The 21,593-nt window shown below is 68.6% G+C and carries 22 protein-coding genes, 1 tRNA gene and 1 riboswitch; of the genes, 10 read left to right on the top strand and 13 right to left on the bottom strand.

Going from position 1 to position 21,593, the window contains the following annotated elements; translation table 11 throughout:
* The first annotated feature begins 60 nt into the window (after positions 1–60).
* Complete coding sequence (locus tag VDQ18_RS09970) at positions 61–774, top strand: hypothetical protein (protein WP_323020789.1); 714 nt, start codon at positions 61–63, stop codon at positions 772–774.
* 239 nt (positions 775–1,013) lie between these two features.
* On the opposite strand, the gene VDQ18_RS09965 is transcribed toward VDQ18_RS09970, so the two are convergent.
* Positions 1,014–1,451 carry an REP-associated tyrosine transposase gene (locus tag VDQ18_RS09965; RefSeq protein WP_323020788.1) on the bottom strand — a complete coding sequence of 146 codons (438 nt, stop codon included), beginning with the start codon at positions 1,449–1,451 and terminating at the stop codon, positions 1,014–1,016.
* Between the two features lie 210 nt (positions 1,452–1,661).
* Here VDQ18_RS09965 and VDQ18_RS09960 point away from each other — a divergent pair, with 210 nt between their 5' ends.
* The 3 genes from VDQ18_RS09960 (at position 1,662) to VDQ18_RS09950 (ending at position 2,775) form a co-directional block, all read left to right on the top strand.
* Positions 1,662–2,126: a cupin domain-containing protein gene (locus VDQ18_RS09960; protein WP_323020787.1), complete on the top strand. Its 465-nt coding sequence runs from the start codon at positions 1,662–1,664 to the stop codon at positions 2,124–2,126.
* Between the two features lie 12 nt (positions 2,127–2,138).
* Positions 2,139–2,228: transfer RNA gene (locus VDQ18_RS09955), tRNA-Ser, on the top strand.
* A gap of 169 nt (positions 2,229–2,397) precedes the next feature.
* Entirely contained in the window at positions 2,398–2,775 is a 378-nt protein-coding gene (locus VDQ18_RS09950; protein ID WP_323020786.1) for a nuclear transport factor 2 family protein, read from the top strand.
* A 117-nt stretch (positions 2,776–2,892) separates the two neighbouring features.
* Here the strand turns inward: VDQ18_RS09950 and VDQ18_RS09945 are convergent, their stop codons facing one another.
* The 12 genes from VDQ18_RS09945 to VDQ18_RS09890 form a co-directional block, all read right to left on the bottom strand.
* Entirely contained in the window at positions 2,893–3,591 is a 699-nt protein-coding gene (locus VDQ18_RS09945; RefSeq protein WP_323020785.1) for a hydroxymethylpyrimidine/phosphomethylpyrimidine kinase, read from the bottom strand.
* On the bottom strand, positions 3,588–4,538 hold the full coding sequence (locus VDQ18_RS09940; protein WP_323020784.1) for a HesA/MoeB/ThiF family protein: 951 nt from the start codon (positions 4,536–4,538) through the stop codon (positions 3,588–3,590). Before VDQ18_RS09940 ends, VDQ18_RS09945 begins: the two co-directional genes overlap by 4 nt.
* Positions 4,525–5,136 (bottom strand): thiamine phosphate synthase, encoded by a 612-nt coding sequence (locus tag VDQ18_RS09935; RefSeq protein ID WP_323020783.1) that lies wholly within the window; start codon positions 5,134–5,136, stop codon positions 4,525–4,527. Before VDQ18_RS09935 ends, VDQ18_RS09940 begins: the two co-directional genes overlap by 14 nt.
* Positions 5,133–5,918: a thiazole synthase gene (locus tag VDQ18_RS09930; RefSeq protein ID WP_323020782.1), complete on the bottom strand. Its 786-nt coding sequence runs from the start codon at positions 5,916–5,918 to the stop codon at positions 5,133–5,135. The genes VDQ18_RS09935 and VDQ18_RS09930 overlap by 4 nt, the downstream gene beginning before the upstream one ends.
* A gap of 1 nt (position 5,919) precedes the next feature.
* Positions 5,920–6,117, bottom strand: a complete 198-nt coding sequence (thiS, locus tag VDQ18_RS09925; protein WP_323020781.1) for a sulfur carrier protein ThiS — start codon at positions 6,115–6,117, stop codon at positions 5,920–5,922.
* Entirely contained in the window at positions 6,107–7,060 is a 954-nt protein-coding gene (locus VDQ18_RS09920) for an FAD-dependent oxidoreductase (protein WP_323020780.1), read from the bottom strand. The genes thiS and VDQ18_RS09920 overlap by 11 nt, the downstream gene beginning before the upstream one ends.
* Positions 7,057–8,892, bottom strand: coding sequence for a phosphomethylpyrimidine synthase ThiC (gene thiC / locus VDQ18_RS09915; protein WP_323020779.1), 1,836 nt, complete (start codon positions 8,890–8,892; stop codon positions 7,057–7,059). Before thiC ends, VDQ18_RS09920 begins: the two co-directional genes overlap by 4 nt.
* 127 nt (positions 8,893–9,019) lie before the next feature.
* A riboswitch (TPP riboswitch) is annotated at positions 9,020–9,145 on the bottom strand.
* Positions 9,146–9,232: 87 nt separating this feature from the next.
* Positions 9,233–9,712, bottom strand: a complete 480-nt coding sequence (locus VDQ18_RS09910; RefSeq protein ID WP_323020778.1) for a GAF domain-containing protein — start codon at positions 9,710–9,712, stop codon at positions 9,233–9,235.
* On the bottom strand, positions 9,709–10,464 hold the full coding sequence (locus VDQ18_RS09905; protein WP_323020777.1) for an ABC transporter ATP-binding protein: 756 nt from the start codon (positions 10,462–10,464) through the stop codon (positions 9,709–9,711). Before VDQ18_RS09905 ends, VDQ18_RS09910 begins: the two co-directional genes overlap by 4 nt.
* Positions 10,461–11,291: an ABC transporter ATP-binding protein gene (locus VDQ18_RS09900; protein WP_323020776.1), complete on the bottom strand. Its 831-nt coding sequence runs from the start codon at positions 11,289–11,291 to the stop codon at positions 10,461–10,463. Before VDQ18_RS09900 ends, VDQ18_RS09905 begins: the two co-directional genes overlap by 4 nt.
* Positions 11,288–12,190, bottom strand: a complete 903-nt coding sequence (locus VDQ18_RS09895) for an ABC transporter permease (protein ID WP_323020791.1) — start codon at positions 12,188–12,190, stop codon at positions 11,288–11,290. Before VDQ18_RS09895 ends, VDQ18_RS09900 begins: the two co-directional genes overlap by 4 nt.
* A gap of 11 nt (positions 12,191–12,201) precedes the next feature.
* Positions 12,202–13,284 (bottom strand): ABC transporter permease, encoded by a 1,083-nt coding sequence (locus tag VDQ18_RS09890; RefSeq protein WP_323020775.1) that lies wholly within the window; start codon positions 13,282–13,284, stop codon positions 12,202–12,204.
* A gap of 160 nt (positions 13,285–13,444) precedes the next feature.
* Here VDQ18_RS09890 and VDQ18_RS09885 point away from each other — a divergent pair, with 160 nt between their 5' ends.
* The 6 genes from VDQ18_RS09885 to VDQ18_RS09860 all read left to right on the top strand — a co-directional run bounded on the left by VDQ18_RS09885 (position 13,445) and on the right by VDQ18_RS09860 (position 21,567).
* On the top strand, positions 13,445–14,068 hold the full coding sequence (locus tag VDQ18_RS09885; RefSeq protein ID WP_323020774.1) for an XRE family transcriptional regulator: 624 nt from the start codon (positions 13,445–13,447) through the stop codon (positions 14,066–14,068).
* 29 nt (positions 14,069–14,097) lie between these two features.
* Positions 14,098–15,693, top strand: a complete 1,596-nt coding sequence (locus tag VDQ18_RS09880; protein ID WP_323020773.1) for an ABC transporter substrate-binding protein — start codon at positions 14,098–14,100, stop codon at positions 15,691–15,693.
* Between the two features lie 80 nt (positions 15,694–15,773).
* Positions 15,774–16,865, top strand: a complete 1,092-nt coding sequence (locus VDQ18_RS09875; RefSeq protein WP_323020772.1) for a M24 family metallopeptidase — start codon at positions 15,774–15,776, stop codon at positions 16,863–16,865.
* 205 nt (positions 16,866–17,070) lie between these two features.
* Complete coding sequence (locus VDQ18_RS09870) at positions 17,071–18,357, top strand: ABC transporter substrate-binding protein (protein WP_323020771.1); 1,287 nt, start codon at positions 17,071–17,073, stop codon at positions 18,355–18,357.
* Positions 18,354–20,327: a sensor histidine kinase gene (locus VDQ18_RS09865; RefSeq protein WP_323020770.1), complete on the top strand. Its 1,974-nt coding sequence runs from the start codon at positions 18,354–18,356 to the stop codon at positions 20,325–20,327. Before VDQ18_RS09870 ends, VDQ18_RS09865 begins: the two co-directional genes overlap by 4 nt.
* Complete coding sequence (locus VDQ18_RS09860) at positions 20,320–21,567, top strand: sigma-54 dependent transcriptional regulator (RefSeq protein ID WP_323020769.1); 1,248 nt, start codon at positions 20,320–20,322, stop codon at positions 21,565–21,567. Before VDQ18_RS09865 ends, VDQ18_RS09860 begins: the two co-directional genes overlap by 8 nt.
* Positions 21,568–21,593: the final 26 nt, after the last annotated feature.

The raw sequence follows: 21,593 nt of genomic DNA, 5'->3' as shown, positions 1-21,593 counted from the left end.
GAGTCCTCGGGGATGAGCGTGGGCGAGTGGCGGGAGTTTAAGGGGGTTTGGGAGTGAGCTGTGTCATTGCTTGAAGGAGGTAAGCTCGCATTTGGAATAGTTGTCGGAGTGTCAACTTCTGCTTTGATTTTGACGCTTTGGCCAAGCTGTGCTGACGGCGCCTCGTCGCTTTGGATGTGCAATGAGGAACCCGAGATCGTCCTCGGCGTTTTGGTTTTCATTCAGGGTGTTGTAGGGGCGATAGCCTGGCCGGTAGCAATTGTGTTTCTAGGTTTCGCTTTCCGTAACGTGATTTCCAATCTGCTGGTGGGCCTTCGGCTGGATCACTTTCGTGCTGGCGGGATGCAACTCGGCTTCTCAAGTGCCGTAAAAAGTGCGTCTGAGAGTATTTCGCAATTCTCGCACGATCATCCGGGGGAACTTGACTCCAGTGGCGACCCTGACGCTCCGCTCAATAGCGAGCAGATGGAAAGAATTGTTTCAAACCGACGATTTGCGGTGGTTATGGCATGGATTGAGATTGAGGAAATGCTTCGAGAAATCGCCAGTTCAAGAGGTATCAGTGGCGGATGGAGTTCAAATTTAAAGCGCTTCAGCAGATCGAGCATCAATCAATTCGAGTTGCCTCCAGAGATAGCGTCTGCAATTTCTGATTTGAGGAGGGCGAGGAATGAGATCGCTCATACCTCGAGTTTGCAAATTTCGGATGGCGAGATTGTCCATTATTTGGAGATCGCCTCAAAGATAAAGAATTACCTTCAGTCGCTAATTTAAAGAGAGATGGTGCGGAGTCGCCTGGTTTTGACCCGAATCTCCCGGTCCTCTTTCGTCCGAGCCTCGTGGAGTTCACGAGCAAGCCGTAGCAAGCCGTAGGGTGCGCATTCATTGCGCACCTTTCCCCGGCCCAAACCCTCGCTCCCTCAATCGCCCCGTCAATCCGCGGCGTTGCTCTCTTCACCGCACAACCGGCAACTCGAACGGATACGTTGGATGGTGCGCAATGAATGCGCACCCTACGGGTTATCGCGGTGCCAACTGGAATACGGCCAATCGCGGGGATGCTCGACAAACCCGTGTTTCACCGGATTGAACCAACAAGTCCGGATGTGATTGTCCCAATCCTGTTCATCGCGGATGTGGTGTTCCCAAAACCGCCGCTGCCACACCCCATGCTCGCGCCGCCGCTCCTGGCTCGCCCGCCGCGCGACCGGCGGCATCGCGCGCGAGAACCGGGCCTTGATCACGCTCCACCGGGTCGCAAAATCCGCGTCCCCCTCGGGCAGCGCCCAGACGCAAAGCATATGGTCCGGCAAGACCACCCAGGCGTCGATGCCGAACGGGCGTTCGATCCGCCTGCGCAGCCAGCCGTAGGGTGCGTGCTGGCACGCACCGCCACTGCGCGACCGTCGCCTCTTGTCATCTCGGGTTCCAAAATCGGTGCGTGCGAGCACGCACCCTACAGGGCGGGGGGCCCTCGAAACTGTCCCGCGATGGTGGGTTGAAAACCCACCCTACGGGGGCCGGACCCCCTCGCGTCGTGTGGGACATCTTGCCAAATCCTTAATCGTCATCCCCAACCCCTTGAAACGAAACGACCCGAGGATTGTCCCACGCGTGGGACACCCCTTGCCTCGGGGCCGTTCCGGGGCCATCCTCCCCCCATGGACCCCGACGCGCTCATCGCCCAGCTGGGCCTCATCCCCCACCCCGAGGGCGGTCATTACCGCGAGACCTGGCGGGCCCAGGCCGGGCCCGGACAGCGCCCCTCCGGCACCGCGATCCTGTTCCTCCTGAAGGCGGGCGAGGTCTCGCACTGGCACCGGATCGACCAGACCGAGATCTGGCTCTACCACGCCGGCGCCCCCCTGATCCTGCGGCTGAGCGAGACCGAGGCCGGCCCCGCCCGCGCCCATTCTCTCGCCCCCCTGACGCCGCAGGTGATCGTCGCGCCCCATCACTGGCAGGCGGCCCGCACGACCGGGGAATTCACGCTGGTTTCCTGCCTCGTCTCGCCCGGTTTCGACTTCGCGGGCTTCACCCTGGCGCCGCCCGGCTTCGACATTCCCGGCGATGCCGAAACCCCCTTGCACCCGCCCGCGAACCCCGCTAAATCCGCCCCACGTTGACCACCGAAGCGCGGAGAGGTGCCGGAGCGGTCGAACGGGGCGGTCTCGAAAACCGTTGTGGGTGAGAGCCCACCCAGGGTTCGAATCCCTGTCTCTCCGCCATCCTTCCCCCAATCCGCAAAGTACCACCGATCCCTCGCTGAACGGGGGCGCGGCAGCGTGCCTTTGAACCGGCAACGACGAGCGCGGCGTCGGTCAGGGCCGCCATGGCAGCTGTCCCGAAGCCGGTGTATGGCGACCACTCCGAAGGCGAAAAACTGGAGTGTTTCGAATGGACGCCGTTCCCCCTGTCGTCATGCGTTATCTTGATGCCTACAACGCAATGGATGTGGCCGCGACGCTCGACTGCCTGTCCGACGATATCCTTTTCGTCAACAAATCCGGCGGAGCAGAGACGAACAGGACCAAGGGGATCAGCGAGTTTCGGGGCTTGGCCGAGCAGGGTGTGCAGCTCTTTGCCGAGCGGCGGCAGGAGGTGACCGATTGCATCGCGATCGACGATCGCGTCGCCTTGCGGATCGCCTATCGGGCGACCATCCGGGCCGATCTGCCGAACGGATGGAAGGCCGGTCAGGTCATCGAGATGGCGGGCACCTCCTTCATCACCCTGACGGATGGCAAGATCAGCGAGCTTGTCGACGCGAGCTGAGTGAGCCCCGGACCGCGGCCGTCAGGTTCGCGGTCCGGGACGCTCGGTCGAAGCTTGCTTTGCCCAAGGGCATTCGATCCGGGCGGCGCCATGCCTTCCGGGGGGAGGCGCTGCCAGTCAGAACCAGCCGTCGAGATGGGCCTTGGCCCGGGCGCAGGCCGTCGGCAGATCGGCCCCGAGCGCCAGATGCCCGGCGATGGCGCTGGCCAGGGTGCAGCCGGTGCCGCGTTTCGTGCCGGGTTTGCGGGGCGAGGCGAGTCGCAGGGCAGGGGCGTCCGGGCGGCAGAGCCAGTCGACCGCCTCGGTCCCCGTTCCATGGCCGCCTTTCAGCAGGACGGCCCGCGCCCCCAGTTCGAAGAGGGCCGCGGCCAGCCGGTCGGGGGCGGTCGCCTCGGGCAGGCCGGTCAGCCGGGCGGCTTCGGGCAGGTTGGGGGTGATCAGGGTCGCGCGGGGGAACAGCACGGCGATCATCGCCGCCAGACCCGCCGCGTCGATCAGGCCGACCCCGGCGCTGGTGGCGAGGACGGGGTCCAGCACGGTGGGCACCGGGGGCAGCGAGTCGGCCACGGCCGCCACGATCTCCGCATCCGCCAGCATCCCCAGCTTGGCCGCCCGGACCGGCCCCGCGGCGTGGATCTGCGCGGCGACCATAGGGGCGGGCAACGGATGCTGCAGGCAGCCGCCCGCCGAATCCTGCGCCGTCACCGCGGTTGCGGCAATGCGCGCAGGCAGGCCCAGCTCGGCCATCACCGCGAGGTCCCGGGCCAGCCCGGCGCCGGTCGAGCTGTCGAGCCCGGCAATGATCAGCACGCTCATTGCCCATCCGCCAGCAGCGCGAGCCGCGTCGCCCCGCGCGCGGCCAGCGCCGAGGCGCCGCGCCAGGCGCGCAGGCCGCTCGAACAGCAGAGCACCACGCGCCCCGGGGGGATCGGCCATTGGGCGAGGGCCTCGGGGCTGAGCGACACCGCGCCCGGCAGGGTCGCGACGCTGCCCGGCGGGCGCAGGTCGATGAGGAGGTCCCCGGGTTCGATCTGCATCGCTGCGAGGAAGCCGAAGCCCGGCACCTCCTCCGCGTTCCGGAAGTCGAAGCCGCCGAAATGCCAGCGTTCCATATCGAGGGTTACAAGCCGCCCCAGCGGGCTGGGCGAGAGCCCGATCAGCAGCGTGAGCGCCATCTGCGCCTGCACCGCCCCCAGCGCGGCGACGGCGGGACCGAGGACCCCGGCGGTGGCGCAGCTGGCCGCCTGCGCGGGCAGGTCGGGAAACACCGACCGGACGGAGGGGGCGCCGCCGCAGAAGGCACCGGCATAGCCTGAGCGCCCCAGGACCGAGGCTGAAATCAAGGGCTTACCTGACGCCTTGCAGAGGTCCGACAGCGTATAGGTCACGGCGAAACTGTCGGCGGCGTCGATCACCAGATCGGCCTCGGCGATCAGGGCCGGGGCGTTGGCCGGGTCGAGCCTCAGGGTCAGGCCGAGAGTGCGGCAATCGGGGTTCATCTCCGCAGCGCGGGAGGCGGCGAGGGGGGCCTTGGGCTGGCCGATCTCGGCCTCGCGGAAGAGGGTCTGGCGGTGAAGGTTGCTCAGGGCCACGGTGTCGGTGTCGACGATGGTGAGGTACCCCACCCCCGCCGCCGCCAGTGCCGGGATCACCGCCGAACCCAGGCCCCCGGCGCCGACCACCAACACCCGCGCGGCGCTGAGCCGGGCCTGACCCTTGGGGCCTACCCCGGGGACGGCGATCTGGCGGTCATAGCGGGTCATGCGCGGCCTCCGCCTCGGTCAGCCAGTGCCGGGTCCTTGCCTCGGGATCGGAGGCGGTGACCAGATCGGTGACCACCGCGGCGACATCCGCCCCGGCGGCGAAAAGTCCCGGCAGACGCTCGGCCGTGATCCCGCCGATGGCGACGAGGGGCAGGTCGCCGATCCGTGCCTTCCAGCGGCGGACCTTCTCGAGCCCCTGCGGCTGCCAGCGCATCACCTTCAGCTGGGTCGGCCAGATCGGCCCCAGCGCGACATAGGCGGGCGAGAGCGCCAGAGCCCGGTCGAGTTCCGCCCGGTCATGGGTGGAGATCCCCAGCAGGGCCCCGGCGCGGGCAATGGCGGCGGTGTCGGCGCTGTCCAGATCCTCCTGCCCGAGGTGGATGAAATCGACGCCCTGATCGAGCGCTTCCCGCCAGTGGTCGTTGACCACCAGCTGCGCGCCGTGGCGGGCGCACACGGCCATGGCGGCGGCGATCTGGCCGGGCACGTCCTCGGCCGCGCCCTTGAAGCGCAGCTGCACCAGGCGCAGGCCCTGCGGCACCAGCCGGGCGATCATCGCCGCATCGGGCAGGACGGCATAGACGCGCGGCAGCCTCATGTCAGACCGCCCAGACCGAGGTCGGCCATGCCCAGCACCGGTGTCGAGGGCGCCGCCATGTCGCGGGGCGGCATCAGCCCGGCCTCGTAGGCCAGCCGCCCGGCGGCGACCGCCTGACCGAAGGCCCGGGCCATGGCGACGGGATCGCCCGCCCGGGCCACGGCGGTGTTCAAAAGCACGCCGTCAAAGCCCATCTCCAGCGCCCGTGCCGCCTGGCTGGGGGCGCCGAGCCCCGCGTCGACAATGAGCGGCACGTCCCTGAAATGCTGACGCATCGTCGCCAGCGCCTCGGCATGCCGCAGGCCGCGGCCGGTGCCGATGGGGGCACCCCAGGGCATCAGCACGCGGCATCCGGCGTCCAGCAGGCGCTCGCCGACGATCAGATCCTCGGTCGTGTAGGGCAGGACCGAGAAGCCCTCGGCCGTCAGGATCCGTGCCGCCTCGACCAGCGCGAAGGGGTCGGGTTGCAGCGTGTCGGCATTGCCGATCACCTCCAGCTTGATCCAGTCGGTGCCGAAGACCTCGCGCGCCATGCGGGCAGTGGTGACGGCCTCGGTGACCGAATGGCACCCGGCGGTGTTGGGCAGGATGCGGGCGCCGGTCTGCCGGATGAGCGACCAGAAACCGTTCGCCCCCGGCGCCCCGGCGGCCTCGCGCCGCAGTGAGACGGTGACGACGGCGGCGCCCGAGGCGGCGATGGCCTCGGCCAGCACCGAGGGCGAGGGGTATTGCGCCGTGCCCAGCATCAGACGCGAGGGGAGTTCGATGTCGTAGAGCTGCATCTCAGCCCCCCTGCATCGGCGCCAGAACCTCGATCCGGTCGCCCTCGCGCAGCGGGGTTGCGGCGCGCTCGCCCGCGGGGACGAAGCGGCCGTTCAGGGCGGTGGCGAGGGCGCCGGTCTGGTAGCCGAGTTCGGTCAGGGCCTCGGCGAGCGTGGTGGCGGTGATCTCGGTGGGCGTGCCGTTCAGGTCAAGGCGCATGGGCGGGCTCCGGTGCGGTGAGGGTGTCGGCCAGCTGCTCGGCCAGCGCGGGCGCGGTCAGGAAGCCGTGGCGATAGAGGCCGTTGAGGTGCAGCCGCCCCTCCGTGCGACAGACGCGGGGCAGGTTGTCGGGCCAGGCGGGGCGCAACCCGCTGCCGGTTTCCAGCACGGCGGCCTCGGCGAGGGCAGGATGCAGCGCGAAGGCAGCGGCCATCAGTTCCATGCTGCTGCGTAGGGTGAGCGGGCCGGTCGCGTCGCTTTCGATCATCGTCGCGCCCAGCATGTAGAGGCCCTGACCGCGGGGCACGAGGTAGACCGGGAACCGCGGATGCAGCAGCCGCAGGGGCCGGGTCAGCCGGAGGTCGGGGCAATGCAGCAGCATCATCTCGCCCCGCACGGCGCGCAGGCCGGGCAGGGTGCCCCGGGCGGCGATGCCGCGGCAGTCGATCACCTCCCCCTCGGGCAGGGGGGCATTGTGACGGATCTCCACCCCGCGTTTTCGCAACCCTTCGGCCAGTGATTTGAGCGCGGCGCGGGGGTCGAGATGGGCCTCATTCGGGTAGAACAGCGCGGCGGGAAAGCGCCCGGCGAGGTCCGGCTCCAGCGCGGCGATGCCCTCCGGCCCCAGACGCTGATGGCCCCGGGTGCGCAGCGCAAGGCGGTCGAGTTCCGCCCCGTCGCGCGGGGGCGCCACCACCAGCGTGCCGCGCCGCTCCACCCCCGCGACCCGCGCCGCCCACCAATCGGCGGCGGTGGCGCCCAGCCGCGCCACCTCGGGCGGGGCGCCGTCGCTTTCCACATCGGGTGCCAGCATGCCGCCCGCCAGCCAGCTTGCCCCGGCCCCCTCGGGCCCGGGGTCGAGGACGCGCAGGGCGCGCCCCCGTTCGGCCAGCGCGGTTGCGGTGCAAAGCCCCGCCACGCCGGCCCCCAGAACGGTGATCATTCCGCCGCCCCGTCCTTGGGCAGATAGACCTCGCCCTTCTCGCGGAACTTCTCGGCCATCGCCGCCATCCCCTCTTTCTGCGCTTCCGAGCGGATGTCGTGGCTGATCCGCATCGAGCAGAATTTCGGCCCGCACATGGAGCAGAAATGCGCGGTCTTGTGGGCCTCTTTCGGCAAGGTCTCGTCGTGGAAGGCGCAGGCGGTCTCGGGGTCGAGCGAGAGGTTGAACTGATCCTCCCAGCGGAACTCGAACCGTGCCCGGCTCAGCGCATCGTCGCGGGCCTGCGCGCCGGGCAGACCCTTGGCGAGGTCCGCGGCATGGGCGGCGATCTTGTAGGTGATGACCCCGGTCTTCACATCGGCGCGGTCGGGCAGGCCCAGATGTTCCTTGGGCGTCACGTAGCAGAGCATGGCGGTGCCGAACCAGCCGATCATCGCCGCGCCGATGGCGCTGGTGATATGGTCATAGCCCGGCGCGATATCCGTGGTCAGCGGGCCGAGGGTATAGAACGGCGCCTCGCCGCAGGTGGCCAGCTGCTTGTCCATATTGGCCTTGATCTTGTGCATGGCGACATGGCCCGGCCCCTCGATCATCACCTGACAATCCTTGGCCCAGGCGATCTGCGTCAGTTCCCCCAGCGTCTCCAGCTCGGCGAATTGGGCCGCGTCGTTGGCATCGGCGATCGAGCCGGGGCGCAGCCCGTCACCCAGGCTGAAGCTCACGTCATAGGCCCGCATGATGTCGCAGATCTCGGCGAAATGCTCGTAGAGGAAGCTCTCGCGGTGGTGGTGCAGGCACCATTTCGCCATGATCGAGCCGCCGCGGCTGACGATGCCGGTCACCCGGTTCACGGTCAGCGGGATCATGTGCAGCCGCACGCCCGCGTGGATGGTGAAGTAATCCACCCCCTGCTCGGCCTGTTCGATCAGCGTGTCGCGGAACACCTCCCAGGTCAGGTCCTCGGCGATGCCGTTCACCTTCTCCAGCGCCTGATAGAGGGGCACGGTGCCGATCGGCACCGGCGCGTTGCGCAGGATCCATTCGCGGGTGTTGTGGATGTTGCGCCCGGTCGACAGGTCCATGACCGTATCGGCACCCCAGCGGATCGCCCAGACCATCTTGTCGACTTCCTCGGCCATGGAGGAAGTGACGGCGCTGGTGCCCATATTGGCGTTGATCTTCACCGCGAAATTGCGGCCGATGATCATCGGCTCCAGCTCGGGGTGGTTGATGTTGGCGGGGATGATGGCGCGGCCGGCGGCGATCTCCTGCCGGACGAACTCGGGCGTGACCAGATCGGGGATCGCGGCGCCGAAATCCTCGCCGTCGCGGGGACCGGCGGTGGCGGTGCGGCCCAGATTCTCGCGGATCGCCACGAATTCCATCTCAGGGGTGATGATCCCGGCCCGGGCATAGGCCAGCTGGGTGACCGCGGCGCCGTTGCGGGCCCTGAGCGGGGCGCGGGTCAGGGCGAAGGTCGGCGTCAGCCGCTCGCCCGAGACGAAGCCGTTGTCGGCGGGGTGCAGGGCGCGGCCCTCATAGGCCTCGCAATCGCCCCGGGCGGCGATCCAGCCCTCGCGCAGCGGCGGCAGGCCGCGGGTGATGTCGGTCGTGACGGCAGGGTCGGTATAGGGGCCCGAGGCATCGTAGACCGTGACCGGCGGCTCGCCCGCCGAAGGATGCAGCGCGATGTCGCGCATCGGCACGCGGATGTCTGGGTGCAATTGGCCCGCGACATGGCGCTTGGTCGAGGCGGGCAGGGGCCCGGTGGTGACCTCGGGCAGGGCCGAGGCCCGCGCGGCGGGTTGCGGGTTCAGGTCGATCTGGTTCATCAAAGCCTCTTCGCGTTGATGACCCGTCGAATAGGGGAAGAAGCCGGGAATTCCCGTGGTCGCCCTGTGCCGTGTCGGGATCCGGTCTGGACCTTTCCCGTGGGCGGACCGACCCTTTCGGGACCGGCAGCGCGACCGCTTGTGCTTCCTACGCCAGTATCAACTGGGTCAGGTTCAAAGGGTCGCGTCACCGCAGGGTTGCCCCTGCCATCAGCCTCTCAGTCCCTTGGGCGGGACTCCCCTGACAGTCCGGCTGTCATAGACCAAGGGTCAGGGGGGCGTCAACCGAGCGCTTCAACCAGCGCGTGCGGGGGGCGGGAGGGGCCCGCCCCTTCGCGTGTCATTCCGGCAAGAGGAAGCAGGCGATGCCCGGCACATGCAGGAGCGCGACGCAGCGCTCGACCGTCGCCGGGTCGAAATAATGGTCCGCGTCCAACAGGTTGAGCGTGCCGGTGAACTGGCCCTTGATCCGCACCGGGATATTCAGGACCGAGCCGCAGCCCAGCGACTTGATCAGCGCATGATCGCCAAAGACCAGCGCGATCTCCTCGATCGTGTTGCGGATGAAGCAGCGGCCCTGGTCGATGACTTCCTCGTAGAAGGCATCCCGCTCGACCGCCTTGTCGCCCGAGACGGGATAGGCCTCCGGCATGTTGGTCCAGGCACGGCGGGCGATCTTTTCGTCCAGTTTCATGGTCGAGACGGTGAAGAGCTTCACGCCGATCTCGGCCGCGACATAGGCGCCGAGCGCGTCGAAGGCCTCGGCCCGGGTGCGGGCGTTTTCGAGGGCTGCGGTGAAGGTGGCAAGCGGGGTGGTCATGGCTGTTCCTCGGCCGTTTCTTCGGGATTGCTGAGCCGGTAAAGCTCGCGCGCATAGGGGGTGGCCAGGGCGCCGGTCTTCAGCGCCTCGGCACTGGCGATTTCCTCGATCCGGCCGTGCCGCATCACCGCCAGCCGGTCGCACATGAAGGCGACGACGGGCAGGTTGTGCGTGACCATGAGATAGGTCAGCCCGCGTTCTTTCCTGAGCCGTTTCAAGAGGTTCAGGATCTCGGCCTGGATCGAGACATCCAGCGCCGAGGTCGGCTCGTCCAGCAGCAGGAACCGCGGTTCCAGCGCCAGGGCGCGGGCGATGGCGACGCGCTGGCGCTGCCCGCCGGACAGCTGGTGCGGAAAGCGGAAGCGGAAGCGCGCGTCGAGGCCCACCTCGCCCAGCAGTTCCACCACCCGCGCGTCGCGGTTCTTCAGCCCGTGGATCAGCAGCGGCTCGGCCAGCGTGGCGTCGATGGTCTTGCGCGGGTGCAAGGAACCGTAGGGGTCCTGGAACACCATCTGGCACTGGCGCGAAAAGGCCCGGTCCGGCCCGTGGCTGCGGGGCTTGCCGTCAACCTCGATGGTGCCGGTCCAGTCGGGCGCGAGGCCCATGATCGCCTTCAGGATCGTCGACTTGCCCGAGCCGGATTCGCCGACCAGCGCGAAGCTTTCGCCCGGTGCCACGTCGAGGGTGACGTCATGCACGACCTGCGTGTCACCGTAGAAGATGTTCAGGTCTTTCAGATGGATGGCGCTCATGTCGAAGCCCATTGCGAGCGGTCGAGCGTCGGCAGCTCGGCGCGCGTTTCGTTCATCCGGGGGACGGCGGCCAGCAGGCCCTTCGTGTAGGGATGCTGCGCCGCGTGCAGATTCTTGGCGTCCAGCGTCTCGACCACTTGGCCCGCGTTCATCACCATCACCCGGTCGCAATAGCGGCCGACCAGATGCAGGTCGTGGCTGACCAGCATCATGCCCATGCCGTTCTCGCGCACCAGCTCGTCGATCAGGTCCAGCACCTGCCCCTGCACGCTGACATCCAGCGCCGAGGTCGGCTCGTCGGCGATCAGGATGCGGGGGCGGGGGATCAGCATCATGGCGATCATGATGCGCTGGCCCATCCCGCCCGAAACCTCGTGCGGGTAAAGGCCCATCACCCGCTCGGGGTCATGGATGCGGACGGCCTCCAGCATCTCGGCCACGCGGGCTTTCAGCGCCCGGCGGGGCAGGCTTTCGTGGGTGCGGAGCGCCTCCTCGATCTGGCGGCCCACGGTCATCACCGGGTTCAGGCTGAATTTCGGGTCCTGCATGACCATCGAGATCCGCGCGCCGCGGATCTTGCGCATCGCCCGGTCGGAGAGGCCCTGCAATTCCTGCCCCTCGAACTCCATGCGGTCGGCTTTCACCACGCCCGGCGGGCGCACCAGCCCCAGGATCGCGCGGCCGGTCATCGACTTGCCCGAGCCCGATTCGCCGACGATGCCCAGCCGCTCGGTTCCCAGGGTCAGCGAGACGCCATCGACCACGTTGACCGGGCCCCGGGGGGTGGGGAAGGTGACGGTGAGGTTTTGGATATCCAGCAGGCTCATGCCTTGTCCCCGCTCTTCGGATCCAGCACGTCGCGCAGCCCGTCGCCGAGGAAGCAAAAGCCCAGCGAGACGACGATGATGGCGAAGCCCGGCATGGTCGCGACCCACCATTGGTCCAGAATGAAGGCCCGCCCGCGCGAGATCATCGCGCCCCATTCCGGCAGGGGCGGCTGCGCGCCGAGACCGAGGAAGCCGAGGCCCGCGGCGGTCAGGATGATCCCGGCCATGTCGAGCGTCACCCGGATGATGGTGGAGGAGGTACAGAGCGGCAGGATATGCAGCCCGATGACCCGCGCGTGGCTGCCGCCCGCCAGCCGCGCCGCCTGCACGAATTCGGCATTGCGGAAGGTCAGCGTCTCGGCCCGGGCGAGGCGGGCATAGGGCGGCCAGGCAGTGATGGCGATGGCGATGATCGCATTCTCGATCCCCGGACCCAGTGCGGCGACGAAGGCCAGCGCCAGAATGAGCTTCGGCAGCGACAGGAAGATATCGGTGATCCCCATCAGGATCCGGTCCGCCCAGCCGCCGAAATACCCTGACACCGCGCCGAGGATCAGCCCGACAGGGGCCGAGATCACCGCGACCAGCCCGACGATCAGCAGCGTCAGCCGCGCCCCATGCACCACGCGGGAAAAGATGTCGCGGCCCAACTCGTCGGTGCCCATCCAATGCGCGGCGGACGGCGGCAGCAGCCGGTTCGGCAGGTCCTGCCCGATCGGCGAATAGGGCGCGATCCAGGGCGCGAAGGCGGCGCAGAGCACCAGCACCAGCAGGATCGCCATCCCCAGCGCCGCCAGCGGGTTGCGGCACAGGCGGCGGAAGATGTCATAGGCGCGGCCCAGATTGGCCTGCGCGCGCGAGGCGGGGGCGTCGTCGGTCAGCCAGGCAGACAGACCCATCGTTTTCGGGCTCATGTACGGCTCCGGGGATCGAGGATGCGGTAAAGGATGTCGGACAGCTTGTTGATCAGGATGAAGACCGTCCCGATGACCAGCGTCGCGCCCAGAACCGCGTTCATGTCGGCGTTGAACAATGCGGTGGTCAGGTAATTGCCGATGCCCGGCCAGCTGAACACCGTCTCGATCATCACCGAGCCTTCCAGCAGGGCGGCGTAGGAAAGCCCGATCACGGTGATCAGCGGCACGCGAATCGTGCCGAAGGCATGGACCCAGATCACCTTCCATTCCGGCACGCCCTTCACCCGGGCGGTCGTCACGTATTCCTGCCCCAGCTGATCCAGCATGAAGGAGCGCGTCATCCGGGCGATATAGGCGAGCGAGAAGAAGCCGAGGATCGTGGCGGGCAGGATGATGTGATCGAGCGCCGAGAAGAACACGTCCAGATCGCCCGCGATCAGGCTGTCGACCAGCAGAAGGCCCGTCACCGGATCGACCAGCCCGTCATAGAAGATGTCGACCCGCCCCGGCCCGCCGACCCAGCCCAGCCCGGCGTAGAAGAGCGCGAGCCCGACAAGGCCCAGCCAGAAGGCGGGGACCGAATAGCCCAGCAGCGCGAAGATGCGGATCAGCTGGTCGATGAGCCGGCCCCGTTTCACGGCCGACAGCACGCCCAGCGGCACGCCCAGCAGGACGCCGATGACGATGCCGATCGTCGCCATCTCCAGCGTTGCCGGGAAGACGCGGGCGAGGTCGTCGGCCACCGGCCGGTTGGTCGAGACCGAGCGCCCCAGATCGCCCGAGAAGACATCCGCCACATAATGCACGAATTGCACCGGCAGCGGCTGGTCGAGGCCCATGGCGACTCGCGCCGCCTCGTATTGCGCGGCGGTGGCGCGGTCGCCCACGACCGAGAGCACCGGGTCGATGGGAATCACCCGGCCGATGAAGAAGGTGATCGCCAGCAGGCCCAGGAAGGTGAAGGCGAGAATCACCAGGAATTCCACCAGCCGGCGCAGCCCGGCAAAGCGGCGCGGTCCGCGCCGTCTCGGCGCCGAAGGGCCGGAAAGGGCGGCGGATTCTACATCTGTGCTCATGGGACTCCTGCAGGGGAAGCGCCCGCCGGACAGGCGCCCGGGCGGCAGGGAAAAGCGGCGTTCTGTTGCCGAACCTGACAACAATTTTCTTGGCTGTAACAAAAAAGTTTGGTTAGATCAAAAAAATTTTGACAAACCGGAGCGCGGCGCCCCCGCAGAGATGGCCAGACCGAAGCCCCAGACCGACCCCAATCTCGGCACCCGCATCCGGCGGCGGCGCAAGCAATTGGGGCTGACCCTGCAGCAGCTGTGCGACCGCGCCGGGCTTTCGCCGGGGTTCCTGAGCCAGGTGGAAAGGGGCCTTGCCTCGCCGTCCCTGGGCACCATGGCGCAGATCGCCGCCGGGCTCGATCTGGGGCTCGAACATTTCGTCGGCGGCTCGCGCCCCTCTGATGCGCTGACCCGGGCCGGGCAGCGGGGGCAGTTTTCGGTCGATGGCTCCAGCATGGTCTACGAGGCGCTGGCCACGCCTTTCCCGGGCTCGGAACTGTCGTCCTATCTGCTGCATGTGCCGCCCGGTTTCGTCTCGGAAACCGTGGCGCATGAGGGCGAGGAGATCCTCTTTGTCCTGGAGGGTGAGGTGGCCCAGACGCTGGGCGACGAGACCTTCCTGCTGCGCGAGGGTGACAGCCTGCATTACAGCGGCTCGACCCCCCATGCCTGGGCCAACCGCACTGACCGGCCCGCGCGGCTGTTGTGGACCGGGACGCTTTCGGTCCTTGGCGGCCGGCCCAAGACCCACCTGCCGGACATCATCCCCGAGATGCTGCCGGCCAATCTCTAACCCTGAAACCAACACGGAGAAAGACTGCCATGTCCATCCTTCGCCCTGCCATCCTGGCCGCCGTGCTGGCGATGCCGATGAGCGCGCTGCCCGCGCTTGCCGACACGCCCGCCGACGTGCTGGTCGTGGCCCAGAACATCGACGACATCGTCGCCATCGACCCGGCGCAGGCCTATGAATTCACCTCGGGCGAGCTGGTCACCAATGTCTATGACCGCCTCGTGCAATACGACGCCGCCGACACCAGTGTGCTGGCGCCGGGTCTGGCCGAAAGCTGGGAGATCGACGCCGAGGGCAAGACCATCACCTTCACCCTGCGGGATGGCGCCACCTTCCATTCCGGCAACCCGGTGCGGCCCGAGGATGTGGTCTTCTCGCTCGCCCGCGTGGTCAAGCTGAACCTCACGCCCGCCTTCATCCTGACCCAGCTCGGCTGGACGCCCGAGAACGTGGACCAGATGGTCACCGCCGGCGAGGGAAACACCGTCACCATCCGCTACGCCGGCGACTTCTCGCCCGCCTTCGTGATGAACGTGCTGGCCGCGCGCCCGGCCTCGATCGTGGACGCGGAAACCGTCATGGCCAATGAGGTCGACGGCGATATGGGCAACGCCTGGCTGAACGCCAATTCGGCGGGCTCGGGTCCCTTCTCGCTGCGCATGTTCCGCCCGGCCGAGATGATCCGGCTGGAGGCCAACGAGAACTACTTCAACGGCGCCCCGGCGATTGACGGCGTCATCATCCGCCATGTCGCGGAATCGGCCACCCAGCAGCTGCTGTTGGAGCAGGGCGACGTCGATCTGGCGCGCAACCTGACCCCGGACCAGATCGCCGGGCTCGATACCGACGCGCTCAGCGTCGAGACCTTCCCGCAGGCCGCGGTCCATTTCCTGTCCTTCAACCAGGCCGACGCTCAGCTGACCAACCCCGCCGTCTGGGAAGCCGCGCGTTACCTCGTGAACTATCAGGGCATGGTGGACAGCTTCCTCGCCGGTCAGATGGAAGTCCATCAGGCCTTCTGGCCGAACGGCTTCCCGGGCGCGCTGAACGACACGCCCTTCACCTATGACCCGGCCCGGGCCGAGCAGATCCTGGCCGATGCCGGGGTCGAACTGCCGATCACCGTGACGCTGGACGTGATCAACGCAGCCCCCTTCACCGACATGGCGCAATCGCTGCAGGCCTCCTTCGCGCCCGCGGGCATCAACTTCGAGATCCTGCCCGGCACCGGCAGCCAGGTGATCACCCGCTACCGCGAGCGCAGCCATCAGGCGATGCTCCTCTATTGGGGCCCGGACTTCATGGACCCGCATTCGAACGCCAAGGCCTTCGCCTATAACGCGAACAACAACCAGGACGCCTATGCGGCGACCACGACCTGGCGCAATTCCTGGGCCGTGCCCGAGGCGATGAATCAGGAAACGATGGCCGCGCTCACCGAAGCCGACCCGGCGCGGCGCGAGGAGATGTATCTGGACCTGCAGCGTCAGGTGCAGGCCGCAAGCCCCATCGTGATCATGTTCCAGGCGTCCTATCAGGTGGCGATGTCGAACCGTGTCTCGGGCTATGTGAACGGCGCGACCTCGGATTTCGTTTATTACCGTCTGGTCGAGAAGACCGAGTGATCGAGGCCACGGCCTGAGCTGAACCCGGGCCGTCCGCCAGTTGCGGGCGGCCCTTTTCACGCCAAGATACGGAGGTCCCGATGGGGATCCACGAAACCCGCCTTGCCGCCCTGCGCGCGGTCATGGCTGAAACCGCCACCGACCTCGTGGTCCTCGGCCCCTCGACCAGCATGGTCTATCTGACCGGCGTCGATCCGCATGGCGACGAACGCCCGGTGCTGGTCATTGTCGCCAAGGATTACGCGGGCTTCCTGATGCCCGCTCTGAATGCCGACATGGCCCGCCAGCATACCGATCTGCCGTTCCATGAATGGGCCGATGCCGAAGGACCCGCCGCCGCGTTGGCCGCGCTTCTGGACAAGTGCGATGCCAAGCGTCCGGGCCTGTCCATCGTCCTGGACGAGACGATGCGCGCCGATTTCGCGCTGATGGTGCTGGATGCGCTGGAGGCGCCGAAACGCCGCTACACCGCCGACACCATCGGCCGGTTGCGCGCCCGCAAGGACGCGGCCGAGACCGAGGCGCTGATCGCCTGCGCCCGGCTCAACGACGACGCGGTGCGCCATGCGATGACCCAGCTTCGCGCGGGCATGACCGAGCTGGAGCTGCAGGCGATCATCCGCGATTATTACAAGGCGCATGGCGCGGCGGCCGAATTCACCATCATCGGCTTCGGTGCCAACGGCGCCTTCCCGCACCACCACACCGGCGAGACGGTGCTGGAAGACAACATGGCGGTGCTGATCGACACCGGCTGCCGGATCGGCGGCTATCCCTCGGACATGACGCGCAGCTTCTGGTTCGGCGAGGAGCCGGCCGAGTACAAGAAGGTCCGCGAGACGGTCGAGGCCGCCGTGCAGGCGGCGCTCGACGCCGCCAAGCCGGGCGCCATCGCCCGTGAGGTCGACGCCGCGGCGCGCGGCGTGATCGAGGCTGCGGGCTACGGGCCGCGTTTCGTCCACCGCACCGGCCACGGGCTGGGCATGGATGTGCACGAGACGCCCTATATCACCGCCACGTCGGACAGCGTGCTGGAGGAAGGCAATGTCTTCTCCATCGAGCCCGGGATCTATCTGACCGGCCAGTTCGGCGTCCGGCTGGAAGACATCGTGGTGCTGCGCAAGGACGGGGCGGAGGTTCTGAGCGGCCTGCCGCGGATGCTGGACCTCTGACCCGGGGTGGCGGGGCGCGTGTCAAAAGTGACACGTTTCCCCGCTGCGCCGGTTTCCTTGACCGTCCCGCAGGCCTTTGCGCTATCCACGCCGGGTCGGGAAAGGACAAGATCCCGTGCCGGGGCGACAGGGGCAGTGGAGGCCCCTGCCACGCCCCGGACGGGAGCGTACCCCTTGGGGCGCCGCAGGCAGGAGGGCAGGGAGGATGGCCCGCAACAACAGAATGCCGCCGCGCCGGGCGTGGCCCCGGTTCCGGCTGCGCCTTGCGGGACTGGGCGCCGCGCTTCTGGCCCTCGCCGCCCCGCCCGCCGGGGCCGAGGTGCTGCGCATCCTCACCTCGCTGCCCCCCGCCACCACCGCCCCGCTGGTCGAGGCCTTCCGCGCCCATCACCCCGGGACCGAGGTTCTGGTCCTCAACAAGAACACCGTCGCCGCGGTCGAGGAGCTTCTGCGCGGCAATGCCCGGGCCTTCGACGTCTTCTTCGCCTCCTCGCCCGAGGCGTTCGAGATCCTCTCCCGTGACGGCCGTTTCGCGGGGGACGGCAGCTGCGCGGCGGCAGGGCAGGCGGGCTATGCGCCCTTCGCCATTTCCTCGATCGGCTGGACGCTGCGTCGGGACGGCGGGCAGCGGGTGCCGCGCAGCTGGGAAGAGCTGCTTGACCGCCGCTACGAGGGGCAGATCGGCATGGCGCCGCCCTCGCGCTCGGGCACCTCGCATATGCTGGTCGAGCGGTTCCTGCAGGTGCGGGGCTGGAACGACGGCTGGGGTTTCCTGCTGCGGCTGGCGCGCAACCTCGCCACCGTCACCTCGCGCAGTTTTGCCGTCACCGACGGGGTGCGCAGCGGACGCTTCGACATCGGGCTGACCATCGACTTCCTCGCCGGTTCCTCGCAACCCGAACTGATGTTCCACTACGGCACGCCCGCGGTCCTGTTCCCGGCGCAGATCGGCGTTCTGGCCGGGGCCGGGGACCCGGGCATGGGCTGCGCCTTTCTCACGCTGGTGACGGGGGACGAGGGGCAGCGGCTGATGCTGACGCCCGGCATCGGCCGCATCCCCGCCTCGGCCCCGGTGCGCGAGGAGGCGGGCGCGCTGATCCCGTCCGAGATCACCACCGCGCTGCGCTCGCGCTGGCTCGATTACAACGCGGGCCTTGCCTCGGACCGGTTCTGGGCGGTGAATGTGCTCTTCGATCTGGCGATCACCGACCGGCTGGAAACCCGCCGCCTGCTCTGGTCGCGGCTGGAGGCCCTGCGCGGGCGGGGCGACGGGCATGCGCTGGACCTGCTGGCCCGCCAGCTCTCGCGCCTGCCGGTCAGTGAAAGCGAGGTGCTGAACCTCGACCGTGGGCCCGCCGTCAGCCGGGTGATGGAACTGACCGACCTGCCCGCCGCCCAACGCGCCCTGATCCGTAACTGGGACGAACGCATCGCCGGCCAGCTGGCCGCCATCGACGGGGCGCTGACCGCGCTGGAAGGGCGGGCGCCATGAGCCGTACGCCCCGCCCGGGCGGCCGCGTCTGGCGGCGGCTTTTGCTGCTGGTCGGGCTGATCGTCTTCATCCTCTGGGCCAATCTGGCGGCGGCGATCTATCTCCTCTGGGGCGCGCAGCAGAATTACCGCGTGCTGGCCGATACCGAGGTGCCGCGGCTGCTGCTGGTCGGCGAACTCTCGCGCCATTCGGCGGATCTGGCGGGGCTCGCCACCTCGGTCCTGTCCGGCCAGACCGGCGAGGACGCCTTCGTCGCCGAGACGCGCAGCATCGGCGATGCGATCCGCGCCAGTCTTGCCGCCGCCGGATCGGGGGCCGAGGCGGTCAATCCCATCGGCCAGGGCGGTCTTGGCGCGACGCTCGCCGAGGTGTTGCTCGCGGCCGAGGCGCAGCGCGACCTCGGCGCAAGGCTCGACGCGCAGGTCGAGGCCCTGCGCTGGCTCAATGTCGACATCCAGGACGAGGTGGAGCCGGTCCTGCGCGATTTCGATTACAACATTGCCGCGCGGATGCTGGAACTCTGGCAGGCCGAGGATCCCGCCGCCCGCGCCGCGCTGGCCGCCAGCATCGGCGCCGAGCGTGAGGAACGCGACATCTTCGCCGAGATCGGCTCGGATGCGGCGGTGGCGATGACGCTGGTGGTGCAGGGGGCGGTGGCAGAGGATGCCGAACGGGTCACCCAGCTGGAAACCCTGCTGCACGACTTCCGCGCCCGGCTGAACGAGCGCCTCTCGGCCCTGCCCGAGGCGCCGGAACTGGTGACCTTGCGCCAGTCCATCGACCGGCTTTTCGCGCTCTTTGCCGGGGAGGGCTCGGTCATCGACCACCGTCGTCGCTGGATCGAGGCGCGCGACCGCGCCTATCAGGCGATCACTGCCACGCTGGCCGAGATCGACGCAATCCAGACCCGGCTGGGCGATCTGTCCAACACCGAGCGCGAGGCGGTGCTGGCCCGGATCGAGGCCTCGGCCGAGCAGATCCGGACCATGACCTTCTGGCTGGTGGGGGGTACGGCGCTGGTGGTGGGGCTGGGCGCGCTGGGCATCGACCGGCTGATCCGCACCCGGATCGTGGTGCCGCTCAGGTCGCTGACCGAACGGCTGATGGCCACGGCCGAGGCCGAAGCCGGGCCGCGGGGCGGCGACGATCTGGAGCGGCTATCCTTTGCGGTGGGCGAGTTCCAGCGCGCCATCGCCGCCCGCGATGCCGCCATCGAGACCCTGCGCCGCACCCAGGACGAGCTGGTGCAGGCGGGCAAGATGGCGGCGCTGGGCGCGCTGTCGGCGGGGATCAGCCACGAGATCAACCAGCCCCTCGGCGCCATCAGCTACCGCATGAGCCTGCTGAGCGATGCCGCCCAGACCGGCGATCTGGCCGAAGTGACGCGGCAGGCCGAGCTGGTGACGGCGCTGTCCGAACGGATCCAGCGCATCGTCCAGCACCTGCGCCGCTTCGCCCGACGTGGCCGGTTCGAGCCGACGGCGCTGGCGCTGGACGAGTTGGTCGGCAATCCGGCGCGTCTGCTGGAACCAAGGCTGCGCGAGGTGGGGATCACGCTGGACCTCGACCCCTCGCTCAAGGATGCGCGGGTGATGGGCGATCCGATCCTGACCGAACAGGTGGTGCTGAACATCCTGACCAACGCCGTCGACGCGGTGGTCGATCTGGGCCCCGAGGCCCCCGCCGAGCGCCGTCGCATCCGGGTGGCGGCCGAACCCGAGCCCGAGGCGTGGCGCCTTGCCGTCTGCGACACCGGGATAGGGCTGGGCGATCTGGAGCCCGAGGCGGCGATGATGCCCTTCGTCTCGACCAAGCAGGCGGGCAGGGGCATGGGGCTGGGCCTGTCGATTTCCTACAACATCGCGCGCGACATGGGGGGCGATCTGACCCTCGCCGCGCGTACGGACGGGCCCGGCGCCGTCGCCACGCTGCGGCTGCCCCGGGCAGCGGAGGACGATAACCATGGCTAGACAGGTCTATGTGGTCGATGACGACGCGGATTTCCTGGCAGCGATGCTGGAGATGCTGGTCAGGGCCGGGTTCGAGGCGCGCGGCTTCGACACCGGCAAGGCGCTGCTCAAGGGCCTCGATCCCGATTTCGAGGGCGTCGTCGTCTCGGACCTGCTGATGCCGGGGATGAGCGGCCTCGACCTGCTGGCCGAGGTGCGCAAGGCGGCGCCCGATGTCCCCGTGATCCTGATCACCGGCCATGGCGACATTCCCGCCGCCGTCGCCGCGACCCGGGGCGGGGCCTTCGATTTCCTGGAGAAACCGGCCCCGCCCGAACTGCTCAGGGCGACGGTGAAACGGGCGCTCGACGCGCGCGCGCTGGTGCTGGAGAACCGGCGCCTGCGGGCAAGGATCGCGCGGGGCACCGATATCCGCGCCCGGATCCTCGGCCGGTCCGAGCCGGTGAAGGCGCTCAGGCGCGAGGTGGTGGCGGTGGCCGATACCGCCATCGACGTGCTGCTGGTCGGCGAGGCCGGGACCGAACGCGAAAGCATCGCCCGGGTGATCCACGACGTGGCCGGGACCCGGGGCGATTTCGTGACGATCAGCGGGCCGGCGCTGACTGAGGCCAATTTCGACGACACGATGCGCGGCGGCGGCGACCGGGCCGGGGTCATGGCGCTGGCGGCCAATGGCACGCTCTTCGTCGACCGGCTGGCCGCCATCGGCGAGCCGATGCTGTCGCGCCTGCTGACGCTCCTGACCACCCGCCCGCCCGAGGGGCGCTGCCGGATCATCGCCTCGGCCACGCCGGACGAGGCCGCCGACCAGCTGCGCGAGATCGTCCTGCGGCTGAACCTGGCCGAGATCGCCGTGCCGCCCTTGCGCGAACGGGGCGACGATTTCTATTTCCTCTTCGAGCATTTCGTCCGGGACGCCGTGGCGCGGCACAACCGCCCCTTCCCGGTGGTGCCCGCGGCCGAGTTGCGCCAGCTCCGGGCGCATGGCTGGCCGGGCAATCTGCGCGAGCTGAAAAGCGTGGTCGAGCGGCTGGTGATCGGGCTCAGCGTCTCGCTCAAGGACCGGCCCCAGCCGCCGGACGAGGCGCAGGATTACGACAGTGCCATGCGGCACTTCGAGACCGAACTCTTGCTGGCGGCGCTGAGGCGCGCGGGCGGGCGCAAGGCGGAGGCGGCCGAGTCGCTGGGCATCCCGCGCAAGCGGCTCTACCTCAGAATGCGGGCCTGCGGGCTGTCCTGATGGGTCAGAACTGACCCGCCAGGCGT

Origin of the sequence: Pararhodobacter sp., assembly GCF_034676075.1 — a bacterium.
Classification (GTDB): domain Bacteria; phylum Pseudomonadota; class Alphaproteobacteria; order Rhodobacterales; family Rhodobacteraceae; genus Pararhodobacter.
Note: the sequence above shows the minus strand (reverse complement) of the source record. Positions and strands in the feature narration are given on the sequence as shown.